Raw genomic sequence first — 23199 nt, 5'->3', positions numbered from 1 at the left:
GTGATACCACGCCTTCCCGTCGGACTGCTCCAGAGTCGTTAAAGTGCATCCATGCGTTCAAATATCGGCGCAAGAGAGCAGGGTGGCGATCAGCGGTCGTCTACCCGGTTCAAGCGGTAACGCAGGCGCGACTCGAACGCGCTCAGAAGTACTTCAGCCAGCCGATGTCGCGCCGACGCTGTTTGAGCTGCGCGAACCAACGAGTGGGAAAGTACAGGGCAATGGCCAGCACCGCAGTCCACAGCCAGATTCCGCCCAGGCTGTCGAAACCGTAGTACTTGCCCTGGTTCAAACCCCAGATCTGCACGGCGAGCAGGTACATCGCCTTGAGCACCAGCAGGTGCAGTACGTAGAAAAACATTGGTGCGCCACCGTAGCGCGACGGCACCTTGAGCACTTGTCGGCCTTCGAGGCGCTGGAACAATGCAAGCAGCAGCAAGCCTGCGCCCATGGTGGGCATCAGGTACAGCAGCGACGGCGGGTATTTGGTCAGCGACATGAAGCTCATGAAGGTACGCACGTTGTCGTCCAGCACGCTCCAGGGTTTTTCGCCGTAGCCGTTGAGATAGCGAATGGCGATGAAGCCCAGGATCAGGCCAATCCCCCAATTGAGCAGCAGGCGCTGGCGTCGTGCCGGGTCGGCGCCGCGGGCGAACCAAGGGCCGGCGCAGTAGCCCAGGGCGATCAGGCCGATCCACGGAAGGATGGGGTAGGTGGTGCGGGCGCGGGTGTATTCGGTGATTTCCAGGAACGCGCGCTGGTGCAGGATCGACCAGATCTCGAAGAACGGCGAGTCGGCGGTCAGGACGATGCCGTCCAGCAGATTGTGTCCGGCGACGATGACCGCGCCCACGATCGCCAGTGCGGTGCGCGGCATGTGAATGAGTGCCGCCAGTGCGATCATGCTCAGGCCGATGGCCCAGATCACTTGCAGCCACAAAGTAGTGGGCACCAGGGTTGCGTTCCAGGCGAAGTTGACCAAGGTAAGTTCGAGGAAGACCAGGAACAAGCCGCGCTTGAGGAGAAATATCGAGACCTCCCGCGAACTGTGGGATTGCCCATACAGCCAGGCGGAAAGGCCGGTGAGAAAGACGAACACGGGCGCGCAGACCATGCTGCTGATACGGGTGAAGAACAGTTCGGGAGGGGTGTTCAGCGGGTCCATGGGGTCGCTGACTTGCACGTGGAGGAAGAAGGTTTCCCGGACATGGTCGACGAGCATGAAAAGCATGACCAGTCCACGCAATGCGTCGATCGCGAGCATGCGGGTGCGTGACACCGCCTGGGTCGAGGCAGTGGAAAGCGAGCCGGGGAAGGGTGGTGAAGCGGCGGCGTCGGCCATGGGCATGCATCCAAAAATAAATCGGGATGCTAATGTTACGATATAACGTGAATATTGGAAATCGTTATGGCGAGGTGCGTCTAACCGCCCCAGCTGCAAGTAAGGCGCAGCGGTGCGTCAGATAGACCGTGTAAAGCTTCGCGGGCAGAGTCCGCTCCCACAGGGGATGAGCCCGTGTGTGGGAGCGGGCTCTGCCCGCGAAAAGAACAACGCTGGGTATCGAGAATGCTCCAATCAGGCGCTTTCTTCCTGTTGCAGGCGCTTGATCAGCGCCTGGGCGGCGGCTTCGGAAGACGCAGGGTTCTGGCCAGTGATCAGGTGACCGTCTTCGACCACGTAGCTGCCCCAATCCGGCCCTTTGGAATACTCGCCGCCATTGGCCTTGAGCATATCTTCAACCAGGAACGGCACGACGTCCGTCAAACCGACGGCATCTTCTTCGGAGTTGGTGAAGCCGGTGACCTTCTTGCCCTTGACGATGGAATCGCCGTCCGGCGACTTGACGTTCTTGAACACCCCAGGTGCATGGCACACAGCTGCAACGGGTTTGTTGGCGGCGTAGAAGGCTTCGATGATGGTCTTCGAGTCGGTGTCTTCGGCCAGGTCCCACAGTGGCCCGTGGCCGCCTGGGTAGAACACGGCATCGAAGTCGTACGGGTCAGCCTCGCCAAGGGGAAAGGTATCCGCCAGGACTTTTTGAGCCTGCGTATCCTGAGCGAAGCGGCGGGTGGCGTCGGTCTGCGCATCCGGCTCGTCGCTCTTGGGGTCCAGCGGTGGCTGGCCACCCTTGGGCGAGACCAGGGTCACTTCGGCGCCTGCATCGACGAAGGCATAGTAGGGTGCGGCGAATTCTTCCAGCCAGAAGCCGGTTTTCTTGCCGGTATCGCCCAGTTGATCGTGGGACGTCAGAACCATCAAGATCTTCATGCAAACTTCTCCAGCAGGTATAGGGACGCAACGCATCGCATTGCCCGGTTCTGTTTTCTGAAAGCACTTGGCCGCAGACGTTCAAGACAATCCGCGTCTGGTACGCTTTGGGTCGGATGGAACGCTGGCGCATCACCCCAGTCATTTCCTTCAGGACCGACCCTTTGCGGCCTTCCAGAACGGGCTCGCGCCCACCATCGAGAGGATTTGGCCAATGGCAACTGCAACCGTGCGATACCTGTTCAACGGCGCCCCGCGCAGCTGGACCCCACCGGACGAGGTCGAACAGAGTCTTCACAGTATCGTGATGCATCTGTTGCAATTGCATTTCGGCGACGGCGAAAACAGCTTGGTGATGCCCACTGCAGAGGACACCGACGAGCAGGTTCTCGAGCAGGCGGCGCGCATGGGGCTGACCGACATCGAAGTGACCGAAGGCGTCGTGCGCTAGGCCCTCACGGCCCGATACAGAGCGCGGATCAGATCGGATTGGGTGATGATGCCGACCAGATGGCGTTCGCTGTCGATGATGGGGATGTGCCGATGGCCATTTTCCGAGAACACCGGCACCAGCTCGGTCAGCAGGCGGTCCGCGCTGGCTACGCGCACTGAACGCGTCATGATCTGCCCGACGATGCTCGTCGTCGGCTGATTCCGGCGGGGTCGCAGAAGGGCGCGCAGGTGCCAGGCCACACCGTCATGGGCATCCAGATCCAGTTGCTGCATGAAATCGGCCACTGTGACAATGCCCAGCAGATGACGCTGTCGGTCGATAACCGGCAGTGCCTTGATCTTGTGTTTGCGCATCAGCGCCCAGGCATCGCGCAGCGGCATTTCCTGGCGTGCGGTGATCGGTTCGCGACTCATGACTTCGGCGCAGCGCAGCTCACCCATGTTGCGCTGGTACGCCGATGCCTCGGCGTGCTCGAGCAGTGCCTGCAGATCGTTGCGATCGACGTCTAGCACCTGGTTGTAGTGCACCAGTGCGGCGTCCAGGTCAGCATGGCTGAAACGGCTGGGGCTGGACGGCGTGCTGGTGGCGGGTACATGGGGCCATGGCCGACGTGTCAGGTTGTTGTAGATCAGCCCGGCGGCGACCAGCAGCAGCGAATCGATCAGCACCGGATTCACCGCGTAGGTGAACTGCTCGCAGCCCATCACGACCATGAGCAGCGCCGCCGCGCCGCCGGGTGGATGCAGGCAGCGGGCCGCGAGCATCAGTGCGATCGCCAGGCCAACTGCAAGGGCCCCAGCGAACGTGGGATCGGGGATCCACTTGACGCAAGCAATGCCCACCAGCGCGCTCAGGGTGTTGCCGCCCGCCACCGACCAAGGCTGGGCCAGGGGGCTTGCGGGAAGGGCAAACACCAGCACCGCGCTGGCGCCGATGGGCGCCACGATGGCCAGGCCCAACGCGCCATGTTCGGCAGCCCAGTGTCCTTGCAGGCCCAGCGCCGCTACGGTGCAGACCACCAGCACGCCCAGTGCCGCGCCAATGCAGGCGCGCCATTTTTCTCGAGCGTTGATCGGCTGGCGGCTTGGCCAGAGTGCGCGCAGTCGAAGCACTGTCAATGCGGGGCGCGGCGGATGGTCTTCATCAAGTCCTGCGGGCTGATCTGACCGACCACATGGACTCCGCTACCCGGCAACGGCAGGTCGAGGATATGCCCCTTCATCTTGCCGATCACGTGCATCTCGCACGGCTTGCAGTCGAACTTGAGCGTCAACACTTCATCGCCGTGAATCAACTGCATGGGCGCGACCTTGGTTTTCACACCTGTCACCCCCTTGGCCTGTTTGGGGCACAGGTTGAAGGAGAAGCGCAGGCAGTGCTTGGTGATCATCACCGGCACTTCGCCCAGCTCTTCATGGGCCTCGTACGCGGCATCGATCAGCTCGACCCCGTGCCGAAGGTAGAAGTCGCGGGCCTTCTGGTTGTACACGTTGGCCAGGAACGACAGGTGCGATTCCGGATAAACCGGCGGCGGTGTCGTTTCGGCCTTGCGGCTGCCACGAGGATGGGCCTGGACACGCGCGGCCGTCAGTGCCTCGATGGCCTCGCGGCGCAACGCCTTGAGCTGCGAGTTGGGAATGAAGAACGCCTGCGGCGCATCCAGTTCGATGGCCGTCGCATGGTACTGGGTGGTGCCCAGTTGACCCAGCAGATCATGCAGCTGCTCCAAGGCCTGCTCAGGCTTGTTGGCTGGGCCGAACGGGCCTTCCAGCGTGACGTCCACGCGCACGCCTTCCTCGCTGGTGGCAGTCAGTTGCAGGCGCTGCTCGGTCAGCTGTGCGAGCCAGGCCAGGCCGATGCGTCGCTCGGCGGACGTCTTCTGCAGTGCCTGCTGCCAGTTGTGGTCCAGGTTGCGGTTGAGCGGGTGATTGGGCCTTAGCTGGAACAACCCTGCAGGCATCTCATTGGGCTCGACCCGATAGCGGTAGCGCTTGTGGCCGTCCTCTTCGAACTCGCCCTTGAGCTCGGCGATGTTGGCGCGAAAACCCACGACTTCGCGCTTGACCAGCACGTTCAGACCGTCGCCGTTGGACAGTGGCTGCTCGCTGACCACCAGCATGTCGCGCTTGCCGACTTTCTCCACCAGCCCCACCGGCAGGCCGGTGAAGGTCGGCGAGTCGAACGCGCCGATGTCGATCTTGCGTTCGCTGACGAAATAATCGGTGCTGCCGCGGTGAAAAGTCTTGTCCGGGTCTGGTACGAAAAAGTGCGCAGTGCGGCCGCTGGAGGCGCGTGCCAGGTCCGGGCGGTCTTCCAATACGTCGTCCAGGCGCTGGCGGTAGTAGGCAGTGATGTTCTTCACATAGCCCATGTCCTTGTAGCGGCCCTCGATCTTGAACGAACGCACGCCGGCTTCGACCAGCGCACGAATGTTGGCGCTCTGGTTGTTGTCTTTCATGGACAGCAGGTGTTTTTCATAAGCCACCACGCGACCCTGGTCATCCTTGAGGGTGTAGGGCAGGCGACAGGCCTGGGAGCAGTCGCCACGGTTGGCGCTGCGCCCGGTGTGTGCATGGGAGATGTTGCATTGACCGGAGAAGGCCACGCACAGGGCACCGTGAATGAAGAACTCGATGGCCGCGTCGGTTTCTGCGGCGATCGCGCGGATTTCGCTCAGGTCCAGTTCGCGTGCCAGCACCAGTTGGGAGAACCCGGCCTGGTCGAGAAACCTGGCCCGAGCCAGGGTACGGATGTCGGTCTGGGTGCTGGCGTGCAGCTCGATTGGCGGGATGTCCAGTTCCATGACGCCCAGGTCCTGCACGATCAAGGCGTCCACCCCGGCGTCGTACAGCTGGTGGATCAGCTTGCGGGCCGGCTCCAGTTCGTTGTCGTGCAGGATGGTGTTGAGCGTGGTGAACACCCGCGCATGATAGCGGCGAGCGAAGGTCACCAACTCGGCGATGTCGCTCAGCTCGTTGCTGGCGTTGTGACGCGCGCCGAAGCTGGGGCCGCCTATGTAGATGGCATCGGCGCCGTGCAGGATGGCTTCGCGGGCGATGGCGACGTCGCGTGCAGGGCTGAGCAGTTCGAGGTGGTGCTTGGGCAGGGACATGTTTTTCTGGTCTGAGTCATCACGGTCAAGGCCGCCATTGTAGCGGCGAATGAGCGGGACGGCACGGTCCGCGCGTCGCGGCGCCGTTCGCGGGCGCTGGCTGGGGTCGACTGGCATGCAGGCGGATCGAACCTGTCGGCCGTGGCCAGCGTCTACCTAACCTTACCTGCATGACGCCGATGGGGGACCCAGCCGATGAGCAAGCACGTTACCGCCCATGAACTGGGTATCGACATCAACGAGCAACACGGCCTGTTCAAATGGTTGTTGGCCAGCTTTCTGATGGGCAAGCGGATCCAGGCGGACATTGCCGTGGAGGCCTATCGGGTGCTGGTCGACAAACATAACCGCGACACGCCCCGCAAGCTGAGCAATTGCACGCACCGCGAATTGGTGGCCATGCTGGGCGAGGCGCATTACGTGCGCTATGACGAAAGTACCGCAACGCGCTTGAGCGCCTTGGCGAAAAAACTGCAAGCCGAGTATGACGGTACGATCGGTGGGATGCGCGCGGCAAGCACGGATCGCCGTGACTTCGAACGCAAGCTGGAAGCGTTCGAGGGTGTCGGGCCCAAAACCGTCGAGATTTTCATGCGCGAGGCGGGCGGGGTGCTGTTTTGAACAGTCACTCCATACGGGTAGGCTGCGCCGGCTGGAGCCTGTCACGCGAACATGCCGAGCGCTTCGCGGCTGACGGTACCCATCTGCAGCGCTACGCGTCGAAGTTGAGCTGTGTCGAGATCAACAGCTCGTTCTACCGTCCGCACCGGCCGCAGACTTATGCGCGATGGGCGGCTTCGGTGCCCGATGATTTCCGCTTCTCGGTCAAGGTACCGAAACAGATCACTCATTTGCAGCGGCTTGAAGAGTGCGCTGTGGCCTTGGACGAATTCCTGGCGCAGTGCGGACAGCTTGGCGACAAACTCGGTTGCCTGCTGGTGCAGTTGCCGCCTTCGCTGGTGTTCGACGCTCAGGTTGCCGAGGACTTTTTCAGTTGCCTGCGCGAGCGATTTGTCGGGCCGGTGGTGGTCGAGCCTCGTCATCCTTCCTGGGTCGAGGCCGAGACGCTGCTGCAGGCGCAGCGTATTGCGCAGGCGGCTGTCGATCCTTCCCGTATAGCCACCGATCCCACCCCCGGTGGCTGGCGTGGCTTCCGATATTGGCGGCTGCATGGCTCGCCGCGCATCTACCACGACGCGTACGACGCCGAGTATCTCTCACGCTTGCGCGTGACTCTGGCTGAGGCCGCCGCAGACGCCGAGGTCTGGTGTGTGTTCGACAACACCGCCTCGGGCGCCGCGCTCGCCAATGCATTGGATATGCGGTATCCGCCCCGGCGGTGCTGCGGTGTGTCTGGGTAAACGCGTTGAAGCCGGACGCGGCTTGCGCCGCTGCTACAGGGGGTGCGTCGGGTGCGGATGCGGCTGCTGTGCGTGTAGCAGCGGCGCGAGCCGCGTCGGCGGTGCCTGCGGTGTGTCTGGGTGAACGCGTCGAGGCCGGACGCGGCTCGCGCCGCTGCTACAGGGGGTGCGTCGGGTGCGGATGCGGCTGCTGTGCGTGTAGCAGCGGCGCGAGCCGCGTCGGCGGTACCTGCGGTGTGTCTGGGTGAATGGGTTGAAGCCGGACGCGGCTCGCGCCGCTGCTACAGGGGGTGCGTCGGGTGCGGATGCGGCTGCTGTGCGTGTAGCAGCGGCGCGAGCCGCGTCGGCGGTGCCTGCGGTGTGTCTGGGTGAATGGGTTGAAGCCGGACGCGGCTCGCGCCGCTGCTACAGGGGGCGGTTTTGCAGGCTGCGTTCGATGCGGGCGAGGCCTTCGGTCAGCAGCGAGCGCGGGCAGCCGAAATTGAGCCGCACGAACTGTTCCAGGCCTGCACCGAAATCCGTGCCGGCGCTCAACCCCACGCGCGCCTGCTGAAGGAAAAAGCGCTGCGGGTTTTCCAGGCCCAGGGCCGAGCAGTCCAGCCAGGCCAGGTAGGTACTTTGCGGCGCATGGACGACGATGCCCGGCAGGCGCGCGCGAATCGTTTCTAGCAGATAGTCGCGGTTGTCCTGCAGGTAGGTTTTCAGCTGCTGCAGCCACTCGCCTGGCTGCGCATACGCGGCGTGGGTAGCCTCCATGCCCAGCGGGTTGACGCTGTCGACCATGCCCACCCGCGCAGCATCGAAGCGCGCGCGCAATTCAGCATTCTGAATCACTGCGAAGGCCGTCTTCAACCCAGCGACGTTATACGTCTTGCTGGCTGACATGAGGGTGATGGTGCGCTGGGCGACCTCAGGCGACAGCGAGGCAATCGGGACATGGCGGCGGCCGTCGAACTGCAGGTCGGCATGGATCTCGTCGCTGATGATCAGCACATTCTGCGCTACACAGGTGTCGGCGATGGCCTGCAGCTCGTCGCGCGAATAAGTCTTGCCCAGCGGATTGTGTGGATTGCTGAGGATGAACGCCGCGCTGTCGCCCAGCGCCTGTTGCAGGCGGTGCGGGTCGCAGGACCATTCACCTTGCGCATCGACGGTCAGCGGGACTTCGATGCTGCGCATCTTCCAGTGCTTGGCCGCTTCGCGCAGCGGCGGGTAGTTTGGCGTATGCACCACCACGCCGGCGCCTTCGGCCACCAGACCATGCAGGGCCATGTTGACCCCCGGCACCACGCCCGGCAGGACCACGATGTCCTGCGTCTGCACCTGCCAGTCATAGTGATCGCGCAGGTAATCGACCAGCACCTGACGCAGCGCTTCGGACGGCATGCTGTAACCCAGGACAGGGTGCGCCAGCCGCGCCTGCAGCCGTTCGATGACTGCCGGTGGCGCAGCGAAATCCATGTCCGCCACCCACATGGGCAGTACGTCTTCCGGGTAGCGGCTCCATTTGGTGCTGCTGGTGCCGGTACGGTCGAACAGCGTGTCCAGGTCTGTGCTCATCATGTGCTCGGGGCTGCAATACGTGAAAATTGAAGGGCTTGTGGCGGCATAGTACTCAGCGCAAAGGTGGCAGGCTACCGATGGCGAAGGATATGGCACATTCGTACGTAAAAAGATATTCAGGGTTTTTTTCAAACTTTTTCACTTGCGCCTGGGTCATTGCAGTAAGCGGGTGCTCGTACCCGCTCTGCCATTGACCCCAAGGACTACCATCATGATCCGCGATGACCGTATCGCTCCAGACGGCTACACCACCCCGGTCTACCATGACCACGCCACGACCGCGCCGTTGCTCAAGCGAATTTCGTGGAGTGCCATTCTGGCCGGTGTGGTACTGGCCATGGTTGTTTCGCTGTTGTTGAACCTGCTGGGCACGGCCATCGGTACGGCCACCATCGATCCGATGCAGGAAGCCAATCCGCTGTCCGGGATCGGTACCGGTGCCGGCATCTGGGTGGTTGTCAGCGCTGTCATTTCGTTGTTCGTAGGTGGTTGGGCTGCAGGTCGTCTGGCACAGCGCGAAGGCGCGTTCCATGGTCTGCTGGTATGGGCAAGCGTTTCGCTGATCACCGTCTACTTGGTGTCCAGTGCAGTCACTGGCGTCGTCCGTGGTGGCCTGAACCTGGCTGGCAGCGGTATGTCGGCGCTGGGCAGCGGTATCGCCCAAGTAGCTCCAGCGCTGGGCGACAAGATCCAGGATCAGCTGCGCGCACAGGGCATCGACTTCAACCTGGACGATATCCAGGGTGAAATCGAGTTGGCCATGCGTCAGACCGGCAAAGCCGAACTGAACCCGGACAACGTCAAGCAGGAAGCTCAGGCTACTCAGCAGGATGCTCAGAACACTGCTCAGCGCAGCGCCGAGAATCCTCAGCAAGCCGACAACCAGTTGGGTGGTCTGATGGACCGCATCAAGGCCAAGGGTGACCAGGCTTGGGATGCTGCCGACCGTCAAGCACTGGTCAACCTGATCAAGGCTCGTGGCAACAAGACCGACGCCGAAGCCAACCAGATCGTCGATCAGGCTCAGGCCAGCTATCGTCAGGCTTACGCCAAGTATCAAGAGCTGAAGGCTCAGGCCGAGCAGAAAGCCCGTGAAGCTGCCGAAGTGGCTGCCAAGCGTGTTTCGCAAGGCGCCTGGATCCTGCTGATCACCTTGGTGATCTCGGGTCTGGTATCGGCCGGTGCCGGTGTACTGGGTCGTCGCACTCAGCCACCTGCCAAGGTTGTTGCTGCGGTCTAATCAACCGCCCGCAATACCACGGTTATAGAAAAGCCCGCGCTGACCTGGTCATCGCGGGCTTTTTCTTGGGCTACGAATATGCGATTCGAAGCCAGTAACATTCGACTGAAGAAAGGCTAGCCCAGTAGGCTTTCGTAGGGAATGTTCATCCCGACATGCAGGCGCTTGATCATCGCAAGACTCAAGGAGCGTTTGGCGTTCAATACCTCAGACACACGCCCACTCGACCCGATGAAGGGCTCCAGATCGCGCATACTCAGTCCTAGCTGGTCCATTCGAAATTTTATCGCTTCGATAGGATTGGACGGGCCGATAGGGTAATGCTGGTCCTCGTATTTCTCGATAAGTATCGCGAGGACTTCCAATTCGTCGGCACTAGCAGTACCGGGCTGCGCACCCCACAGCTCCTCCATGCGAACAAATGCCTTCTGAAGGTCTGTCTCGTTACGGATGGGTTTCAGATTCATCAGATGGTCTCCACGTCGATCTGGTCATACTGGGCATGAGTGCCAACGAACTTTAACCATGCAATCTGGTGGTTGTAGTCGATCGCTACGACCAAGCGATATTTGTTGCCTGCTATGTTGAAAACGACCCTGCCTGCTTTGATGATGCTCGCTGTGCCGATCTCAGCTTTTAGCGCCTGAGGGGTAAGCCAGTTGGCGTTGATCATGAGATTGTGCCACTCAATCAACGGCCGTTGCGCGTCACCGTGTCCGCTCCGCTCCCAGAATTCCCGCAATGTTCGCTTGGCAATGACTCTCATGATAAATGCGGATCTCCCTTTTTGGGAGGATTTTCTGAATCAATTGCATGAGGGTCAAGTGGTGTTCTGGTGCCGCATGTGTCCCGACCGATCCCTTTGCACCGCCGGTACTGTCGCTGAGCCAACAGCAGAAGGACAGGTTGCACGATAACGATCGCTGCGCTGCTATCGCGAGCCCAGCCTATGGGGTTTTACCTTTGGCACGATAGCTGCTGAAGCCCCCTGCGAGCGCGACTATACGAATAGAGGCTCCTTCTCTTTTCGTAGCGTTCAGGAGCTTCATTCATGGGTTCAACATCGGGCCGCAAGCCCAGTGGTTCATATCGTGCTTTTGTATCGAGCAGCGTGGCATTGTTCACCGCCACCAGTTTGGGTCTGGCCCACGCGGAGGATACGCAGCTGTCCACGGTGGTGGTGACGGGCGCGGCGCGCAGCGAGGCGCAAAAGGCCAAGGTCGAACTGGACAAGACTCCCGGTACCACCGCAGTCGTCGACATGAAAGAGGTCGAGAAAGGCCGTGCCTCCAATGCCGAAGACGTACTTGCGCTACAACCGGGGGTGTTCGCGCAGGCCAGCAGCGGCACCGGTGCCAACAAGATTTCGATTCGCGGTTCGGGTTTGAATACCTTCTATCAGGGGTATGCCCTGGGCATCAAATTCCTCTACGACGGACTGCCGATCACCGGGCCGGGCGGCACTCAGGAAGACCTGCTGAACATGGCCGCAGTCGATCACACCGAAGTGCTGTACGGCGCCAACGCCTTCAAGCACACGGCGCTGTCGCTGGGTGGCGCGATCAACTTCGTCAGCCGTACCGGACGCACGTCCCCAGGCAACTACGCACGGTTCGAAGTCGGCAGTTTTGGCTACCGCAAGCAGCAACTGAGTACCGGTGGCGTGGTCGGCGACAGCGACTACTACGTCAGCGTGCTGCACAACGAACGCGACGGCTATCAAGACAATACGGCCAACAAGGGCCGCGACCTGATCGCCAACTTCGGCCATGTGTTCAGCCCCAAACTGGAAACGCGTTTCTTCCTGCGCTACCGCGAAGAACAGCTCACCAATGGCAACACCCTGACCCGAGCCCAGCTCAAGCACAATCCGCGCAGCAACGACGTCCCCACTGGTCGCAAGAAGGACGGCACCACCTTGCTGGGCAGCAACACCACCTACAGGTTCGACGACGACTCGACCCTTGAAGTGGGCCTGGGGTACAACGACTACCCGTTGCTCAACGGCTGGCGTTATTCGGTTTCGCCGCAGGACTGGCGCTCGAAGGACACCAGCGTAGTGCTGCGCTATCGCCGCGCCCATGATGAGCTGTTCGGCCTGCCCAGCGACAGCAGCATCACCTTCAGCAATACCCTGGCCTACCTGGGCGATGTCAAATCCCACAGCCGCAGCACCGGGCAACTGTTGCAGTACACAAAGTACACCGGCTCGCGCGACAGCGTGCTGGCGCTGGGCAACGAGTTGCAGCTCAACGACAGAACCTGGCTGTCCACGGGGCTTTCGTTCATCAACATCAAGCGCAAGGCCGAGATCGAATACACCACCGGGGTGAACACCAGCGAGTTTCCCGATGGCGTGAACTACTCCGAATGGGACACCGCGCCGCGGCTGGGGCTGCGGTATGAACTGACTCCAGATATCCAGCTGTTCGGCAACGTCAGCCGCTCCATCGACCCGCCCGTGACCTGGCAGCTGGGCAGCACCGGCTCGCCGTTCATACGCGACGTCAAACCACAGAAGGCCACCACGGCCGAGCTGGGCGTGCGTGCCAGTGCCGGGATTTTCGATGGCAGCCTGACCTTCTATCGCTCGTGGATCGATGACGAGATTCTGTCCGTGGTGGTGCGTCAGGCCTCGGCCAATCAAGACCAACTGGTGGCTTCGTCCAACGCCAGCCCAACCATTCACCAAGGCGTCGAGGCGGGCTTGAATGCACTGCTGTGGGAAGGCGACAACGGCGATACGCTGAACCTGCGCCAAGCCTACACGTTCAACGATTTCTACTACCGTCACGACAACACCTTCGGCGGCAACGAACTGCCCAGCCTGCCACGCCACGTGTACCAGGCCGAGCTTCAGTACCAGCAGGCCGGAGGCTTTTACGCCCAGCTCAACCTGCGTTCGGCCTCTAGCTATTTCGTCGACTACGCCAACAGTTTCAGCGCACCGTCCTACACCATTCTCGGCGCCCGCGTAGGCTTCGAAGCCCCGAGCAAACGCTGGGACGTGTTCCTGGACATGCGCAACCTGACCGACGAACGCTACGCCACCGCAGCCAACACCACCTACGACGCCCGCGGGCAGGATTCGCCCAATTTCTACCCGGGAGATGCGTTCAATGTCACCACTGGCGTTGCGTTTCGGTTTTGATTGACCGATTCTGCATGGCGCATCGGGCGCCGAATGGCTTTGGTGCACCACTCACACGGACGTTACGCGGACCGATCCAGGACGAGGCGATCACATGCAGGAAACGGAATTCAAAGCGTTTGAACTACAAAGCGGGCAGGGCAAGGTTCAGTTCATGGATGTGCAGACGCCGCTGCTGACGCCACGTCTTGAAATAGTCGCCCCGAATGTTGCCCTGGCACAGCTCTTGGCGGATGCCTTGAACGCGAGTTACGAAACCCATCGTCTGTTTCTGGTTTGGAGCCGGCCCCGCTGGGAGCTGACCGATACGCTGGACACCCTGCAGCGAGCGCAGAGCGATTTCGTCCGCCACGATGCGGAGAAAAAGTTCTTCCTGCTGACTCGCGAGCACCCGCAGCAACTGGTGGGGTGTATCGGCTTCACCCCCAAGGCCGATGGCTCCCACGAAATAGGCTACTGGGCGAACCAATCGTTGCAGGGCCGGGGTTTGATGCGCGAAGCATTGACGGCACTGATTGCCCAGTTGCCTGGAACACGTGTGTACCTGACGACGTCTTCAGCCAACGCCGCCAGCCGCCGGCTCGCGGAGTCGGCCGGGTTTCGCCTGGTTCGCACCCTGGTCGGTGATCGTCGATCGGATGTCTTCGGGGTGTGTGACACGCTGGTGTTCAACTGGCCCGTAGTGCGGCCTGCAGCATTCGAAGATGCGGCGCAGATCGCCGATGTGCATATCCGCAGTTGGCAGCAGGCGTATCGTAGTTTGATGGATCAAGCTTATCTGCACGGACTGGACCAGACCTTGCTGCAGAGACAGGCAAACTGGGAACAGAGCATCACGGGGCACGATTCGCAAGTGCAGGTCGCCTCGTTGGCGGACGCTGTCGTTGGCTGGATATCGTTCGGGCCCAGCCGCGACCACGATGCAGACCCTCAACAGGTAGGCGAAGTGATGGCCTTGTATGTGCTCGCCGAGCATTGGGGCTCAGGAGTGGGGCGGCGGTTATGGCTGGCAGCCCTGGCCTGGCTGGCCGAGCAGGGCTATGAAAAAGTCACGCTGTGGGTACTGGTCGAAAACGTACGGGCGATCAGGTTTTATCAAGCTGCTGGACTTGCAGAGGAGCCGGAAACACGACGAACGCTCGAACGCGGCGGGACGAAATTGCAAGAAGTCCGGTACAGCGGCCGTCTTTGACTGAGCGAGGTAGGTTTCATGCAGTTGTATGTCGTTCGTCATGGCGAAACATAGGCCAATGCCGAGCATCGGTATGGAGTACACGCCGTTGCAACTTGACGACCAGGAACATCACTGGCTGGAAGCATCCTCCTGAACCCCATCAATGGTCAGCAGTTGCTCCAGTATCTGCTTGGCCTGCGCGCCTGAAGTGCGTTTGAGTTCGATGGTGATGCTGTCGGTGTCGTCACGGTTGCCTTTTTCGACGATGAACTGCCTGACCTTGCCCGCGCGGTTGCCCATCACCTCGTTGACCTTTTTCAGGGACAGGGTCTGCGATGGCGCGATGAGTTTAATGACGTGGACTTGCACGCGGTTGCGGTAGACCCGTTCCATGGGTTTTATGGCGATCAGGATCACCAGAATGATAAAGGTGGCGGCGGTGCTGACCACGTACAGCCCACCGCCTACCGACAGGCCGATGGCGGCGACCGTCCAGAGGCTGGCCGCCGTGGTGAGTCCGCGAATCACTTCGCCGCGCAGCAGGATCGAGCCGGCGCCCAGGAAACCGATACCTGAAACCACCTGCGCCGCCACCCGCGAGGGGTCGAGTTCGGTGTGCGCCATGGCCAGGGCATCCTGAAAGCCGAACGACGATACGATCATGAGCAGGCACGAGCCCACGCACACCAGCATGTGAGTACGCAGGCCTGCGGCCCACAGCAGCCGCTCGCGTTCGAGTCCGATCAGGCTGCCGAGCAGAGCAGCCAACAGCAGGCGGATACACATTTCCCAATCGGTGAGCATGGTTGACCTCCTTGATAAGGGTGAAGCCCGCCGTCGATGGCGTCGGGTTCCAAATTGACGATAGGCATGCTGACGACTCCAGGCGCTTATTGTTCACGATAAATAGGTGAAGAATTCTTCGCGGACGATGATCACGCCCACGGATGAGTGCGATTGTATTTTTTTTGTAGGAGCGGTCCCCGGCCGCGAAAGGATCGCTGCGGTATGTCAGGTAAGTTGCGGTAAAGCCTTCGCGGCTGATGACCGCTCCCACGGATGAGTACGATTGTATTTTTTGTAGGAGCGGTCCGCGGCCGCGAAAGGATCGCTGCGGTGTGTCAGGCAAGTTGCGGTAAAGCCTTCGCGGCCGATGACCGCTCCCACGGATGATTGATATCAGGTGTTTGTTGACAGGGCTGTAGTGAAGTTTCAAGTGTTCGAATCGAGGCAGTCGTTCATCACCAAGTGTGTGCTGGCGGCCACTTGGCCGCTCTAATGTACGGTTTTAACGAGTTTCAGCCGCCCAATAGCTGGCACGCTCTCTGCTATCACCCTGTTGCCAATAAATAAGCACCGCCTTTTTTCAGGGCGGTGTTATATGAGTCAAGCAGGAGCAGGGAATGAACGGGGAAGTCATTGCAACAACCACGGCACGCAGTCGCTTGCCGTCGGCGCTGGGCGCGGGGGCGACATTGCTGTTTATCGGCCAACTTCATGCCGCACCAGTCAGCGAATCGGCCGAGCAGAAGCCGACCAGTCAACTCAGTACCGTAGTTGTTCAGGGTGCCAGGCTGGACGAGAACCAACGCGCCGAAACGGCTTTGAAGGAAGTGGCAGGCGGGGTCAACTATGTTGATTCAGCGACGGTTGAAAAGGGGCGCGTGTCGACCAGTACCGATATCTTCGCTCTGCAGCCCGGTGTGATCGCTACGCAGGGCGGCGGCAGCAACGACGGCACACGGATTTCCATTCGTGGGTCGGGTATCAACAAGGGTGTGGGTTATTTCCGCGCCGGCATCTTCTACCTGTTCGACGGCCTGCCGGTGTCCGGGCCCGGCGGTACCCCCTACGAACTGTTCGAGCCGCTGGGCCTGAGTCATACCGAAGTGCTGCGCGGCGGCAATGCTTTCGATATCGGCTCGTTGTATCTGGGCGGTGCGATCAACTACGTGACCAAGACCGGCTACAATTCCGCGCCCTTGCAAGTGCGCTACGAGGCCGGTAGCTATGGCTATCAAAAGCGTCAGATCAGTTCAGGGCAAGTGCTGGGCCCGCTCGACTATTACGTCAGCCTCACTGACTCGGCGTCGGACGGCTTTCAGGATCAGACCCAAGGCAAGAGCGCCGGGTTTGTCGGCAACGTCGGCTATCAGTTTTCGCCGCAGTTGAAATCCCGTCTGTACTACCGCTACCGAACCACCGACAACGAGACGCCGGGTTATATCACCCGCGCGCAACTCAAGGATGACCCCGAACAAGCCAACCCGGCCAGCGTGAACGTGCGCGCCCATCGCAAACAGCCAGGCTCGACCTGGGTCGCCAGCAAGACCCAGTACACCTTCGATGACGATTCCAATCTGGAAGTGGGGCTGGTCTACCACGACTACCCGATCGACGCGCGACAGGGTGTCAATCGCACGGCCTGGGGCTTCAGCGATTACTCCGCCAGTTTGAAATACGACCGCCTGGATACCCTGTTCGGCAAGAACAGCATCACCCGGTTCAACGTGCTGCGGACCGAGCATTTGAATGCTTACGCCAAGACCAAGGTGCGGATTCCTTCCGGTATCACCGCCAACCTGCCGTCCGGGGCATTGGTGCGCAAGGCTGAGTACGAAGGCTCCGACACCGTATTGAGCGCCAGCAATGAAACCGAGTGGATCGACAACACACTGTGGTTGAGCGCAGGCCTTTCCGCCGTGGAGTTCCAGCGCAAGGCCAAGGTGTCGTATCCGGCGGGTGGCGAGGCCGACAACCCCAACAACCCCATCGAAAAGAACGACTGGGAGTTTGCGCCCAGGGTGGGGGTGCGTTATCAGATCAACCCCAACTGGCAGCTGTTCGGTAACCTCAGTCGCACGGTCGAGGCGCAGCAGTCGTGGGCCTACGTGTCCGGTGCGCAGGTGTTCACGTCCGGGCCGGCCACCGGGCTCAATTCCGGTGGGCAGAAGCTCGAACCGCAGATCGCCGATACGTTGGAGTTCGGTACCCGTGGGCAGTTGGGCAACAACACTTGGGACCTGACGTTCTATCGCTCCCATGTGCAGGATGAACTGCTCTCGGTGATCATCAGGGAGGCGACTTCCAGCGCCGATGCATTGACCTCCGAATACAACGCCAGCAAGACCATTCATCAGGGTGTGGAGCTGGGTCTGGATTCTCTGCTGTACCAGAACGACGGCGATGCGTTGCACCTGCGTCAGTCCTATACCTACAGCGACTTCTTCTATCGCGACGACGAGCAGTTCGGCAGCAATCGGTTGCCGGGTATTCCCAAGCATAACTATCAGGCTGAACTGCGTTATGACTTCAGCAATGGCGTGTATGTGGGGGTGAACACCTACTACGCTTCCAAGACGCCGATGGACTTTGCCAATACCAAGGATGCCGGCTCCTACAATCTGTGGGGCGCGATCCTGGGATGGGACTCGCCGAAGAAGGATTGGAATGTCTATCTGGACCTGCGCAACCTGACGGACGAGAAGTATGCGGCGTCCATCAGTCCGGCGTTCAATGCCGGCGGCAATGATGTGCGGGCAATCATCCCAGGGGATGGGTTCGGCGCATATGCCGGGGTGCAGTACAGTTTCCGGTGATTCAATGCCTGCGCAGGAGCGGTCATCGGCCGCGAAAAGGGCGCTGCGGTGTGTCAGGCATACCGAATCGCGCCCTTCGCGGCCATGGACCGCTCCTACAGGGTCATTTGCCCATCGTGGTAGGAGCGGTCATCGGCCGCGAAAAGGGCGCTGCGGTGTGTCTGGTGTATTGCGGGACCTTCTTCGCGGGCAGAGCCCGCTCCCATAACGATGATAAGTGTTGCTGGAACAGCAGTCATTAAGCAGTTGCAGCCATTTCAAACATCCAGCCGCTACCTGATATCAATGAAGTTCCCTGTTCAGGGCACTTGGCGATTGGCACGAACACTGCAATCCACAACGTTATCGATGGCGTCGCAGACCTCATCACTCGAGTCCGACTATACCAATAGAAGCTCGCCTTATATTCATTGGGTGGGAGCAACACATTTGAAGTTACATGCCTATACGCCGTCGTTGAACAGTCGGCGCAGTACCGCCTATCGCTATACCGAATTCGCTTCAGGCCTGGGTGCCTGCCTGTTGTTCACTGTCGCTCCTGCCTTCGCCGATACACCAGAGCAACGCTTGCAAACGGTCACTGTGCGGGCCGCCAAGGCGACACCGGTCGAGCTGTCCCGTGCGCAGCTCAAGGAAGTGCCCGGGGGCACCAGCCTGGTCGAACAGGCCGAGGTCGACAAAGGGCGCTCCGCCAGCCTCGAAGACACCCTGGCTTACCAGCCAGGGGTGTACGCGCAGTCGGCCGGTGGCAACGACGCGGTCAAGATTTCCATCCGCGGCTCCGGCGCCAATGCATCACCGGGCTACTTCCGCGAGGGCACCAAGTTCCTCTTCGACGGATTGGCATTGACCGGCGCCGGCGGTACGCCGTACGAGCTGCTGGACGGGCAGGGCTTGCAGTACACCGAGATCCTGCGTGGCGCCAATGCCTTCGAGTACGGCGCCTTGTCTCTGGGTGGCGGCATCAATTTCATCACCCATACCGGCTACAGCGCGCCGGGCAGCCAGATCAAACTGGAAGGTGGCAGTTTCGGTTGGCAGAAACAGACCCTTCGCACCGGCGGTGTGGTCGGTGATGCAGACTATTTCGTCAGCGTCGACAACGCTCGACGCGATGGTTATCAGGATTACACCTTCAGCAAGTCCAAGGGAGTCGTGGGTAACTTCGGCTACCGGTTCAATCCGAAACTTCAGACGCGTCTGATCGTGCGCTACCGCGAGGAATTTCACGAGAACGCCGGTGCGCTGACGCGCGCCCAGCTCAAGCACGACAGCACCCAGACCAACGCGGCCACGCGCGCCAGCCGCGGCGACTCGACCAAACGCGGCTCTACCTGGGTAGCCAGCAAGACCACCTACACCTTCGACGACGACGCCACCCTGGAATTCGGCGTTGGGTACCACGACTATCCGCAGATCTTGAACCGTCGCAGCACGGTCAACCCCAACTACTGGGACTGGAGCGACATCAACGCATCGCTCAAATACACCCGCTACGACCAACTGTTCGGCCTCGACAGCACCACCACCCTGGGCTTCACCAGCACCGAGCACTTGAACGCAGGCGCCAAGACCTATCGCGGCGACAAGGACCTTGGGCTCCTGCAGAAAAACGTCAAGTACGACGGCTCCTTCGACCATGTGTTCACCGTCGGCAACGACCTGGGCCTGACCGATCGGTTGTACCTGACCACCGGCGTCTCGGCGATCCAGATCAAGCGCGACATCGACGTGTCTTTCAGCGATCGGCCCAACACCAGCGGCTTTCCCACGCGCTACGACTACGACGACTGGTCCCTGGCACCGCGTGCGGGGCTGCGTTTTGAACTGACCCCAAACTTGCAAGTGTTCGGCAACGTCAGCCGCTCCGTCGATCCGCCCAGTTCGTGGTCGATCTCCAACTCCGGGGTGACCAACAACTACATCAAGCCGCTGGTACCACAAACCGCGAACACCGTGGAATTCGGTGTCCGCGGCCAGTCCGAGCGTTTCGACGGCAGCCTGGTGCTGTACCGCTCCTGGGTCAAGAACGAGTTGCTGACCACCCAGATTGCCGCCGCCACCGGCACCAGCGCGGCGATTGTCTCGACATCCAATGCCACCCCGACCATCCACCAAGGTATCGAAGCGGGCCTGACCACCAAGCTCTGGCAGGGCAGCAACGGTGATGTACTCAGCTGGCGCCAGGCCTACACCCTCAACGACTTTTACTACCGCCACGACCCTGCCTTCAGCAAGAACGAGTTACCGGGCCTGCCCAAGCATATCTACCAGGCCGAACTGCAATACCAGTACGCCAATGGTTTCTACGCCGGCGTCAGCGTTCGCTCCGCGTCGAGTACGGCGGTGGACTACGCCAACACGTTCAACGCACCGTCGTACACGATCTTCGGCGCACGCCTGGGATACGACGCGCCGAGCAAGAAGTGGCAGGCCTACGTGGACCTGAAAAACCTTGGCGACAAGGATTACGTGACCGCCATCGTACCGGGCTACAACGCTCAGGGGCAGGACACTGCAGCGCTGTATCCGGGGGACGGCTTCGGTGCGTTCACCGGCGTGACCTACAACTTCTGATGGCTGCCCGACCCATGACCTCGACCTTCTTCGGCTGCGCCTTGATCGGCGTGCTGTTCACGCTCTCGGCCTGTTCGCCTGCTGCCGATGCGCCAGCCACACCGGTGGCGCAGGCACCGAGCACCGACGGCATCGTCAATGGCGATCTGATCAGCTACCCCGCTTCCGACTACCACGAAGAGGAACCCGGCAAGCGCGGCGGGACGCTGCGCGTGACCACGGCCGCCGACACCGGCACCTTCGACGTACATTCGATTTCCCATGGCAACGTGCAGTGGTTGGGGCGAGTGTTGTACGACTGCCTGGTTTACCAGGACGAGGAGGGCAGGGTCTCGCCCTGGCTGGCAAAGTCCTGGGAAGTGTCCGAAGACGGCAGGACCTACACCTTTCACCTGCGCGAGGGCGTGACCTTCAGCGACGGGGAGAAATTCAATGCCCAGGCGGTGAAGATCAACCTGGAACACATGCGCGATCCCGCGACCAAGTCGCCCTTGGCGGCAGCCTATATCGCACCGTATGACCAGGGTCGGGTGATCGACGAGTACACCTTCCAGGCGACTTTGCGCGAACCCTATTCGCCGTTTCTCGACGTGCTGGCGCAGTCCTGGCTGGGGATGATTTCGCCGAAGCAGATCCTCGAAGCACCCAAGTCGATCGCCGAGCACCCCGTAGGCTCCGGGCCGTTCGTGCTGCAGAGCTATACCCGCGACCAGGGTGCGGTGTTCACCCGTCGCCCCGGCTACGACTGGTCGCCACCGGTGACTCGCCATCGAGGCGAGGCCTACCTGGATCGCATCGAGCTCAGCTTCGTGCCCGAGGCGATGATCCGCTTTACCTCACTCCAGGCTGGGCAGTCGGACCTGACGCTGGACGCGCCGCCGCAGAACGCCAAGGCCATTCGCGCCTCCACCGACCTGACCCTGCGCAGCCGCATTCGCAAGGGCAACCCGTTTCGCAGCCTGACGTTCAACGTCGAAAAGGCGCCGTTCGATGACGTGCGGGTACGTCGCGCGGTAGCCAAGGGCATCGACCGCGAGGGCCTGGCCTGGATCATCGGGTTCGGCGAATACCGGGTGAAGGCGGATTTTCTCGCCGCCAATACGCGCTACTACGACCCCATGTACAAGGATGTGCTGGCCTACGACGTCAAGGCCGCCAACGCCTCGCTCGACGACGCCGGCTGGACCGCGCGCGACGAGCAGGGCTATCGCACCCGCAACGGTGAGCGGCTGGGCGCGACCCTGCTGGCAACCGAAAGCGCGAGCTTCTCCAGCAGTGTTGCGGTGGCGATTCAGGCGGACCTGAAGAAGCTCGGTTTCGAGTTGCGCATCGAACTGCTGCCGCTGGCCCAGGTTACCGACCGCCGTTATGCCGGCAACTTCCAGGTCATGGGCGGTGGTTACTGGCACACCAACACCCCGGACGGTCTGTACATCCTGTACCACAGCGATTCCATCACTTCGGAAAAACGCATCGGCCAGAACGGCGGGCGTTTTCGCGATGCCGAACTGGATCGACTGTTGGCCGCAGCCCGACGCAGCCACGACCCGGCTCGTCTCGAACGATTGTACAGCAAGGCCCAGCAGCGCCTGGCCGAACAAGTGCCGGTGGTGCCTTCGTTCGAGAGCCATGTGCTGGTCGCCTACTCGAACCGCCTTGCCGGGGTGATTTTCGACACCTCGCACAACACGGTCTTTCTGCCCAGCCTGTGGCTGCAAACGGAGGCGAAATGAACACTGCTCTGCGCAAGGTGCTCTGGCGCCTGCTGGCTGGTATCGGCGTCCTCTGGGGAGCCGCGACCCTGACTTTTCTGGCCATCAACCTGAGTGCCGGTGACCCTGCACTGGCCATTCTCGGCGGTCCGGAATCCATGCCGACCCCAGAGATGATCGTGCGGGTACGCGCCGAATACGGCCTCGATCAGCCGCTGATCGTGCAGTACGGCCACTATATCGCTCGCTTGGCTCAAGGCGATCTGGGCGAGTCCTATCGTCTGCGCATTCCGGTCACCCGCGCCATTGGTGCGCAGATCGGCGCCACCGTGCAGCTGTCGATCTGCGCGGCGCTGGTGGCGGTGATCCTGTCGGTCATCAGTGCGATCACCACGGCCAAGCGCAGCCCATGGGTGCGCTCGCTGGTATCTGGATCTGAGCTGGTGTTGTCGTCGGCGCCCTCGTTCGTCATCGGCATTCTCCTGCTGCTGGTGTTCGCCTTTCACTGGCACGTGCTGCCACCTTCGGGGTCGGGCAGCTGGCAGTCGTTGATCCTGCCGACCCTGGCGCTGGCCCTGCCGATTGCCGCCGTACTGACCCAGGTGTTGCGCCAGGAGCTGGAAGACATTCTCGACCAGCCTTTCATTGCCATGGCCCGCGCCCGCGGCATGTCCGAGACCGGTGTGCGCCTGCGCCACGCCCTGCGCCATGCCCTGGTGCCGCTGGTGACCCTGGCCGGTTTCGTCTTCGCCAGCCTGCTCGGCGGGGCGGTGGTGGTGGAGCTGCTGTTCTCCCGCCAGGGTATCGGCCGGCTGATGCTCGATGCCGCCAATGCCAAGGACGTGCCCATGGTGTTGGGCATCACCCTGTTGGCAGCGGCGATCTATGTGGCGGTGAACCTGGTGGTGGACCTGGTGAACCACTGGATCGACCCGCGAGTGAAGCCCGCATGACCCGAATTTTCACGGCTGCCAGGCAGCCCGATGA

Annotated in this window: 18 protein-coding genes and 1 pseudogene; 11 read left to right on the top strand and 8 right to left on the bottom strand. The window is 61.3% G+C overall.

Features of this window, described 5'->3' with window-relative positions:
* Positions 1 to 142: 142 nt before the first annotated feature.
* Positions 143 to 1348, bottom strand: a complete 1206-nt coding sequence (locus IFT80_RS09140) for a DUF1624 domain-containing protein (RefSeq protein ID WP_446730982.1) — start codon at positions 1346 to 1348, stop codon at positions 143 to 145.
* Positions 1349 to 1576: 228 nt separating this feature from the next.
* Positions 1577 to 2269, bottom strand: a complete 693-nt coding sequence (locus IFT80_RS09135) for a type 1 glutamine amidotransferase domain-containing protein (protein ID WP_192137379.1) — start codon at positions 2267 to 2269, stop codon at positions 1577 to 1579.
* A gap of 214 nt (positions 2270 to 2483) precedes the next feature.
* Between IFT80_RS09135 and IFT80_RS09130 the strand changes: the two genes are divergently transcribed.
* Positions 2484 to 2720: a hypothetical protein gene (locus IFT80_RS09130; protein WP_192055419.1), complete on the top strand. Its 237-nt coding sequence runs from the start codon at positions 2484 to 2486 to the stop codon at positions 2718 to 2720.
* On the opposite strand, the gene IFT80_RS09125 is transcribed toward IFT80_RS09130, so the two are convergent.
* Entirely contained in the window at positions 2717 to 3835 is a 1119-nt protein-coding gene (locus tag IFT80_RS09125) for an HPP family protein (protein WP_342214337.1), read from the bottom strand. The genes IFT80_RS09130 and IFT80_RS09125 overlap by 4 nt on opposite strands.
* A gap of 2 nt (positions 3836 to 3837) precedes the next feature.
* Positions 3838 to 5835, bottom strand: a complete 1998-nt coding sequence (locus tag IFT80_RS09120; RefSeq protein ID WP_192137376.1) for a peptidase U32 family protein — start codon at positions 5833 to 5835, stop codon at positions 3838 to 3840.
* Positions 5836 to 6030: 195 nt separating this feature from the next.
* On the opposite strand from IFT80_RS09120, the gene IFT80_RS09115 reads away from it, so the two are divergent.
* Positions 6031 to 6456: a DNA methylase gene (locus tag IFT80_RS09115; RefSeq protein ID WP_122477603.1), complete on the top strand. Its 426-nt coding sequence runs from the start codon at positions 6031 to 6033 to the stop codon at positions 6454 to 6456.
* The gene (locus IFT80_RS09110) at positions 6453 to 7196 is read left to right on the top strand and encodes a DUF72 domain-containing protein (RefSeq protein WP_192137375.1); all 744 of its coding nucleotides are present in this window, start codon (positions 6453 to 6455) and stop codon (positions 7194 to 7196) included. Before IFT80_RS09115 ends, IFT80_RS09110 begins: the two co-directional genes overlap by 4 nt.
* A gap of 405 nt (positions 7197 to 7601) precedes the next feature.
* On the opposite strand, the gene IFT80_RS09105 is transcribed toward IFT80_RS09110, so the two are convergent.
* The gene (locus IFT80_RS09105) at positions 7602 to 8756 is read right to left on the bottom strand and encodes a MalY/PatB family protein (protein WP_192137374.1); all 1155 of its coding nucleotides are present in this window, start codon (positions 8754 to 8756) and stop codon (positions 7602 to 7604) included.
* A gap of 214 nt (positions 8757 to 8970) precedes the next feature.
* Here IFT80_RS09105 and IFT80_RS09100 point away from each other — a divergent pair, with 214 nt between their 5' ends.
* Complete coding sequence (locus IFT80_RS09100) at positions 8971 to 9999, top strand: hypothetical protein (protein ID WP_122715619.1); 1029 nt, start codon at positions 8971 to 8973, stop codon at positions 9997 to 9999.
* A gap of 116 nt (positions 10000 to 10115) precedes the next feature.
* Here IFT80_RS09100 and IFT80_RS09095 read toward each other — a convergent pair whose 3' ends face one another.
* Both IFT80_RS09095 and IFT80_RS09090 read right to left on the bottom strand, forming a co-directional pair.
* On the bottom strand, positions 10116 to 10466 hold the full coding sequence (locus tag IFT80_RS09095; protein WP_192137373.1) for a helix-turn-helix domain-containing protein: 351 nt from the start codon (positions 10464 to 10466) through the stop codon (positions 10116 to 10118).
* Complete coding sequence (locus IFT80_RS09090) at positions 10466 to 10765, bottom strand: type II toxin-antitoxin system HigB family toxin (RefSeq protein ID WP_185793154.1); 300 nt, start codon at positions 10763 to 10765, stop codon at positions 10466 to 10468. Before IFT80_RS09090 ends, IFT80_RS09095 begins: the two co-directional genes overlap by 1 nt.
* 285 nt (positions 10766 to 11050) lie before the next feature.
* Between IFT80_RS09090 and IFT80_RS09085 the strand changes: the two genes are divergently transcribed.
* The 3 genes and pseudogenes from IFT80_RS09085 to IFT80_RS09075 all read left to right on the top strand — a co-directional run bounded on the left by IFT80_RS09085 (position 11051) and on the right by IFT80_RS09075 (position 14342).
* Entirely contained in the window at positions 11051 to 13150 is a 2100-nt protein-coding gene (locus IFT80_RS09085; protein ID WP_192137372.1) for a TonB-dependent receptor family protein, read from the top strand.
* Between the two features lie 94 nt (positions 13151 to 13244).
* A pseudogene (locus IFT80_RS09080) lies at positions 13245 to 13742 on the top strand (GNAT family N-acetyltransferase); the annotation flags it as partial.
* Between the two features lie 72 nt (positions 13743 to 13814).
* Positions 13815 to 14342: a GNAT family N-acetyltransferase gene (locus IFT80_RS09075; protein WP_240998783.1), complete on the top strand. Its 528-nt coding sequence runs from the start codon at positions 13815 to 13817 to the stop codon at positions 14340 to 14342.
* 111 nt (positions 14343 to 14453) lie between these two features.
* On the opposite strand, the gene IFT80_RS09070 is transcribed toward IFT80_RS09075, so the two are convergent.
* Entirely contained in the window at positions 14454 to 15128 is a 675-nt protein-coding gene (locus IFT80_RS09070) for an MgtC/SapB family protein (RefSeq protein WP_043190299.1), read from the bottom strand.
* Positions 15129 to 15727: 599 nt separating this feature from the next.
* Here IFT80_RS09070 and IFT80_RS09065 point away from each other — a divergent pair.
* The 4 genes from IFT80_RS09065 (at position 15728) to IFT80_RS09050 (ending at position 23165) form a co-directional block, all read left to right on the top strand.
* Positions 15728 to 17923 (top strand): TonB-dependent receptor family protein, encoded by a 2196-nt coding sequence (locus tag IFT80_RS09065; RefSeq protein WP_192137370.1) that lies wholly within the window; start codon positions 15728 to 15730, stop codon positions 17921 to 17923.
* A gap of 429 nt (positions 17924 to 18352) precedes the next feature.
* Positions 18353 to 20500 carry a TonB-dependent receptor family protein gene (locus IFT80_RS09060; protein ID WP_244652379.1) on the top strand — a complete coding sequence of 716 codons (2148 nt, stop codon included), beginning with the start codon at positions 18353 to 18355 and terminating at the stop codon, positions 20498 to 20500.
* A 14-nt stretch (positions 20501 to 20514) separates the two neighbouring features.
* Positions 20515 to 22233 (top strand): ABC transporter substrate-binding protein, encoded by a 1719-nt coding sequence (locus tag IFT80_RS09055; protein WP_192103360.1) that lies wholly within the window; start codon positions 20515 to 20517, stop codon positions 22231 to 22233.
* Positions 22230 to 23165 (top strand): ABC transporter permease, encoded by a 936-nt coding sequence (locus tag IFT80_RS09050; RefSeq protein ID WP_122477624.1) that lies wholly within the window; start codon positions 22230 to 22232, stop codon positions 23163 to 23165. Before IFT80_RS09055 ends, IFT80_RS09050 begins: the two co-directional genes overlap by 4 nt.
* Positions 23166 to 23199: the final 34 nt, after the last annotated feature.

Source organism: Pseudomonas sp. CFBP 8771 (genome assembly GCF_014841695.1).
Lineage (GTDB): Bacteria > Pseudomonadota > Gammaproteobacteria > Pseudomonadales > Pseudomonadaceae > Aquipseudomonas > Aquipseudomonas baltica.
The sequence above is the reverse complement of the archived record's forward strand: the minus strand, read 5'-3'. Positions and strand labels throughout refer to the sequence as shown.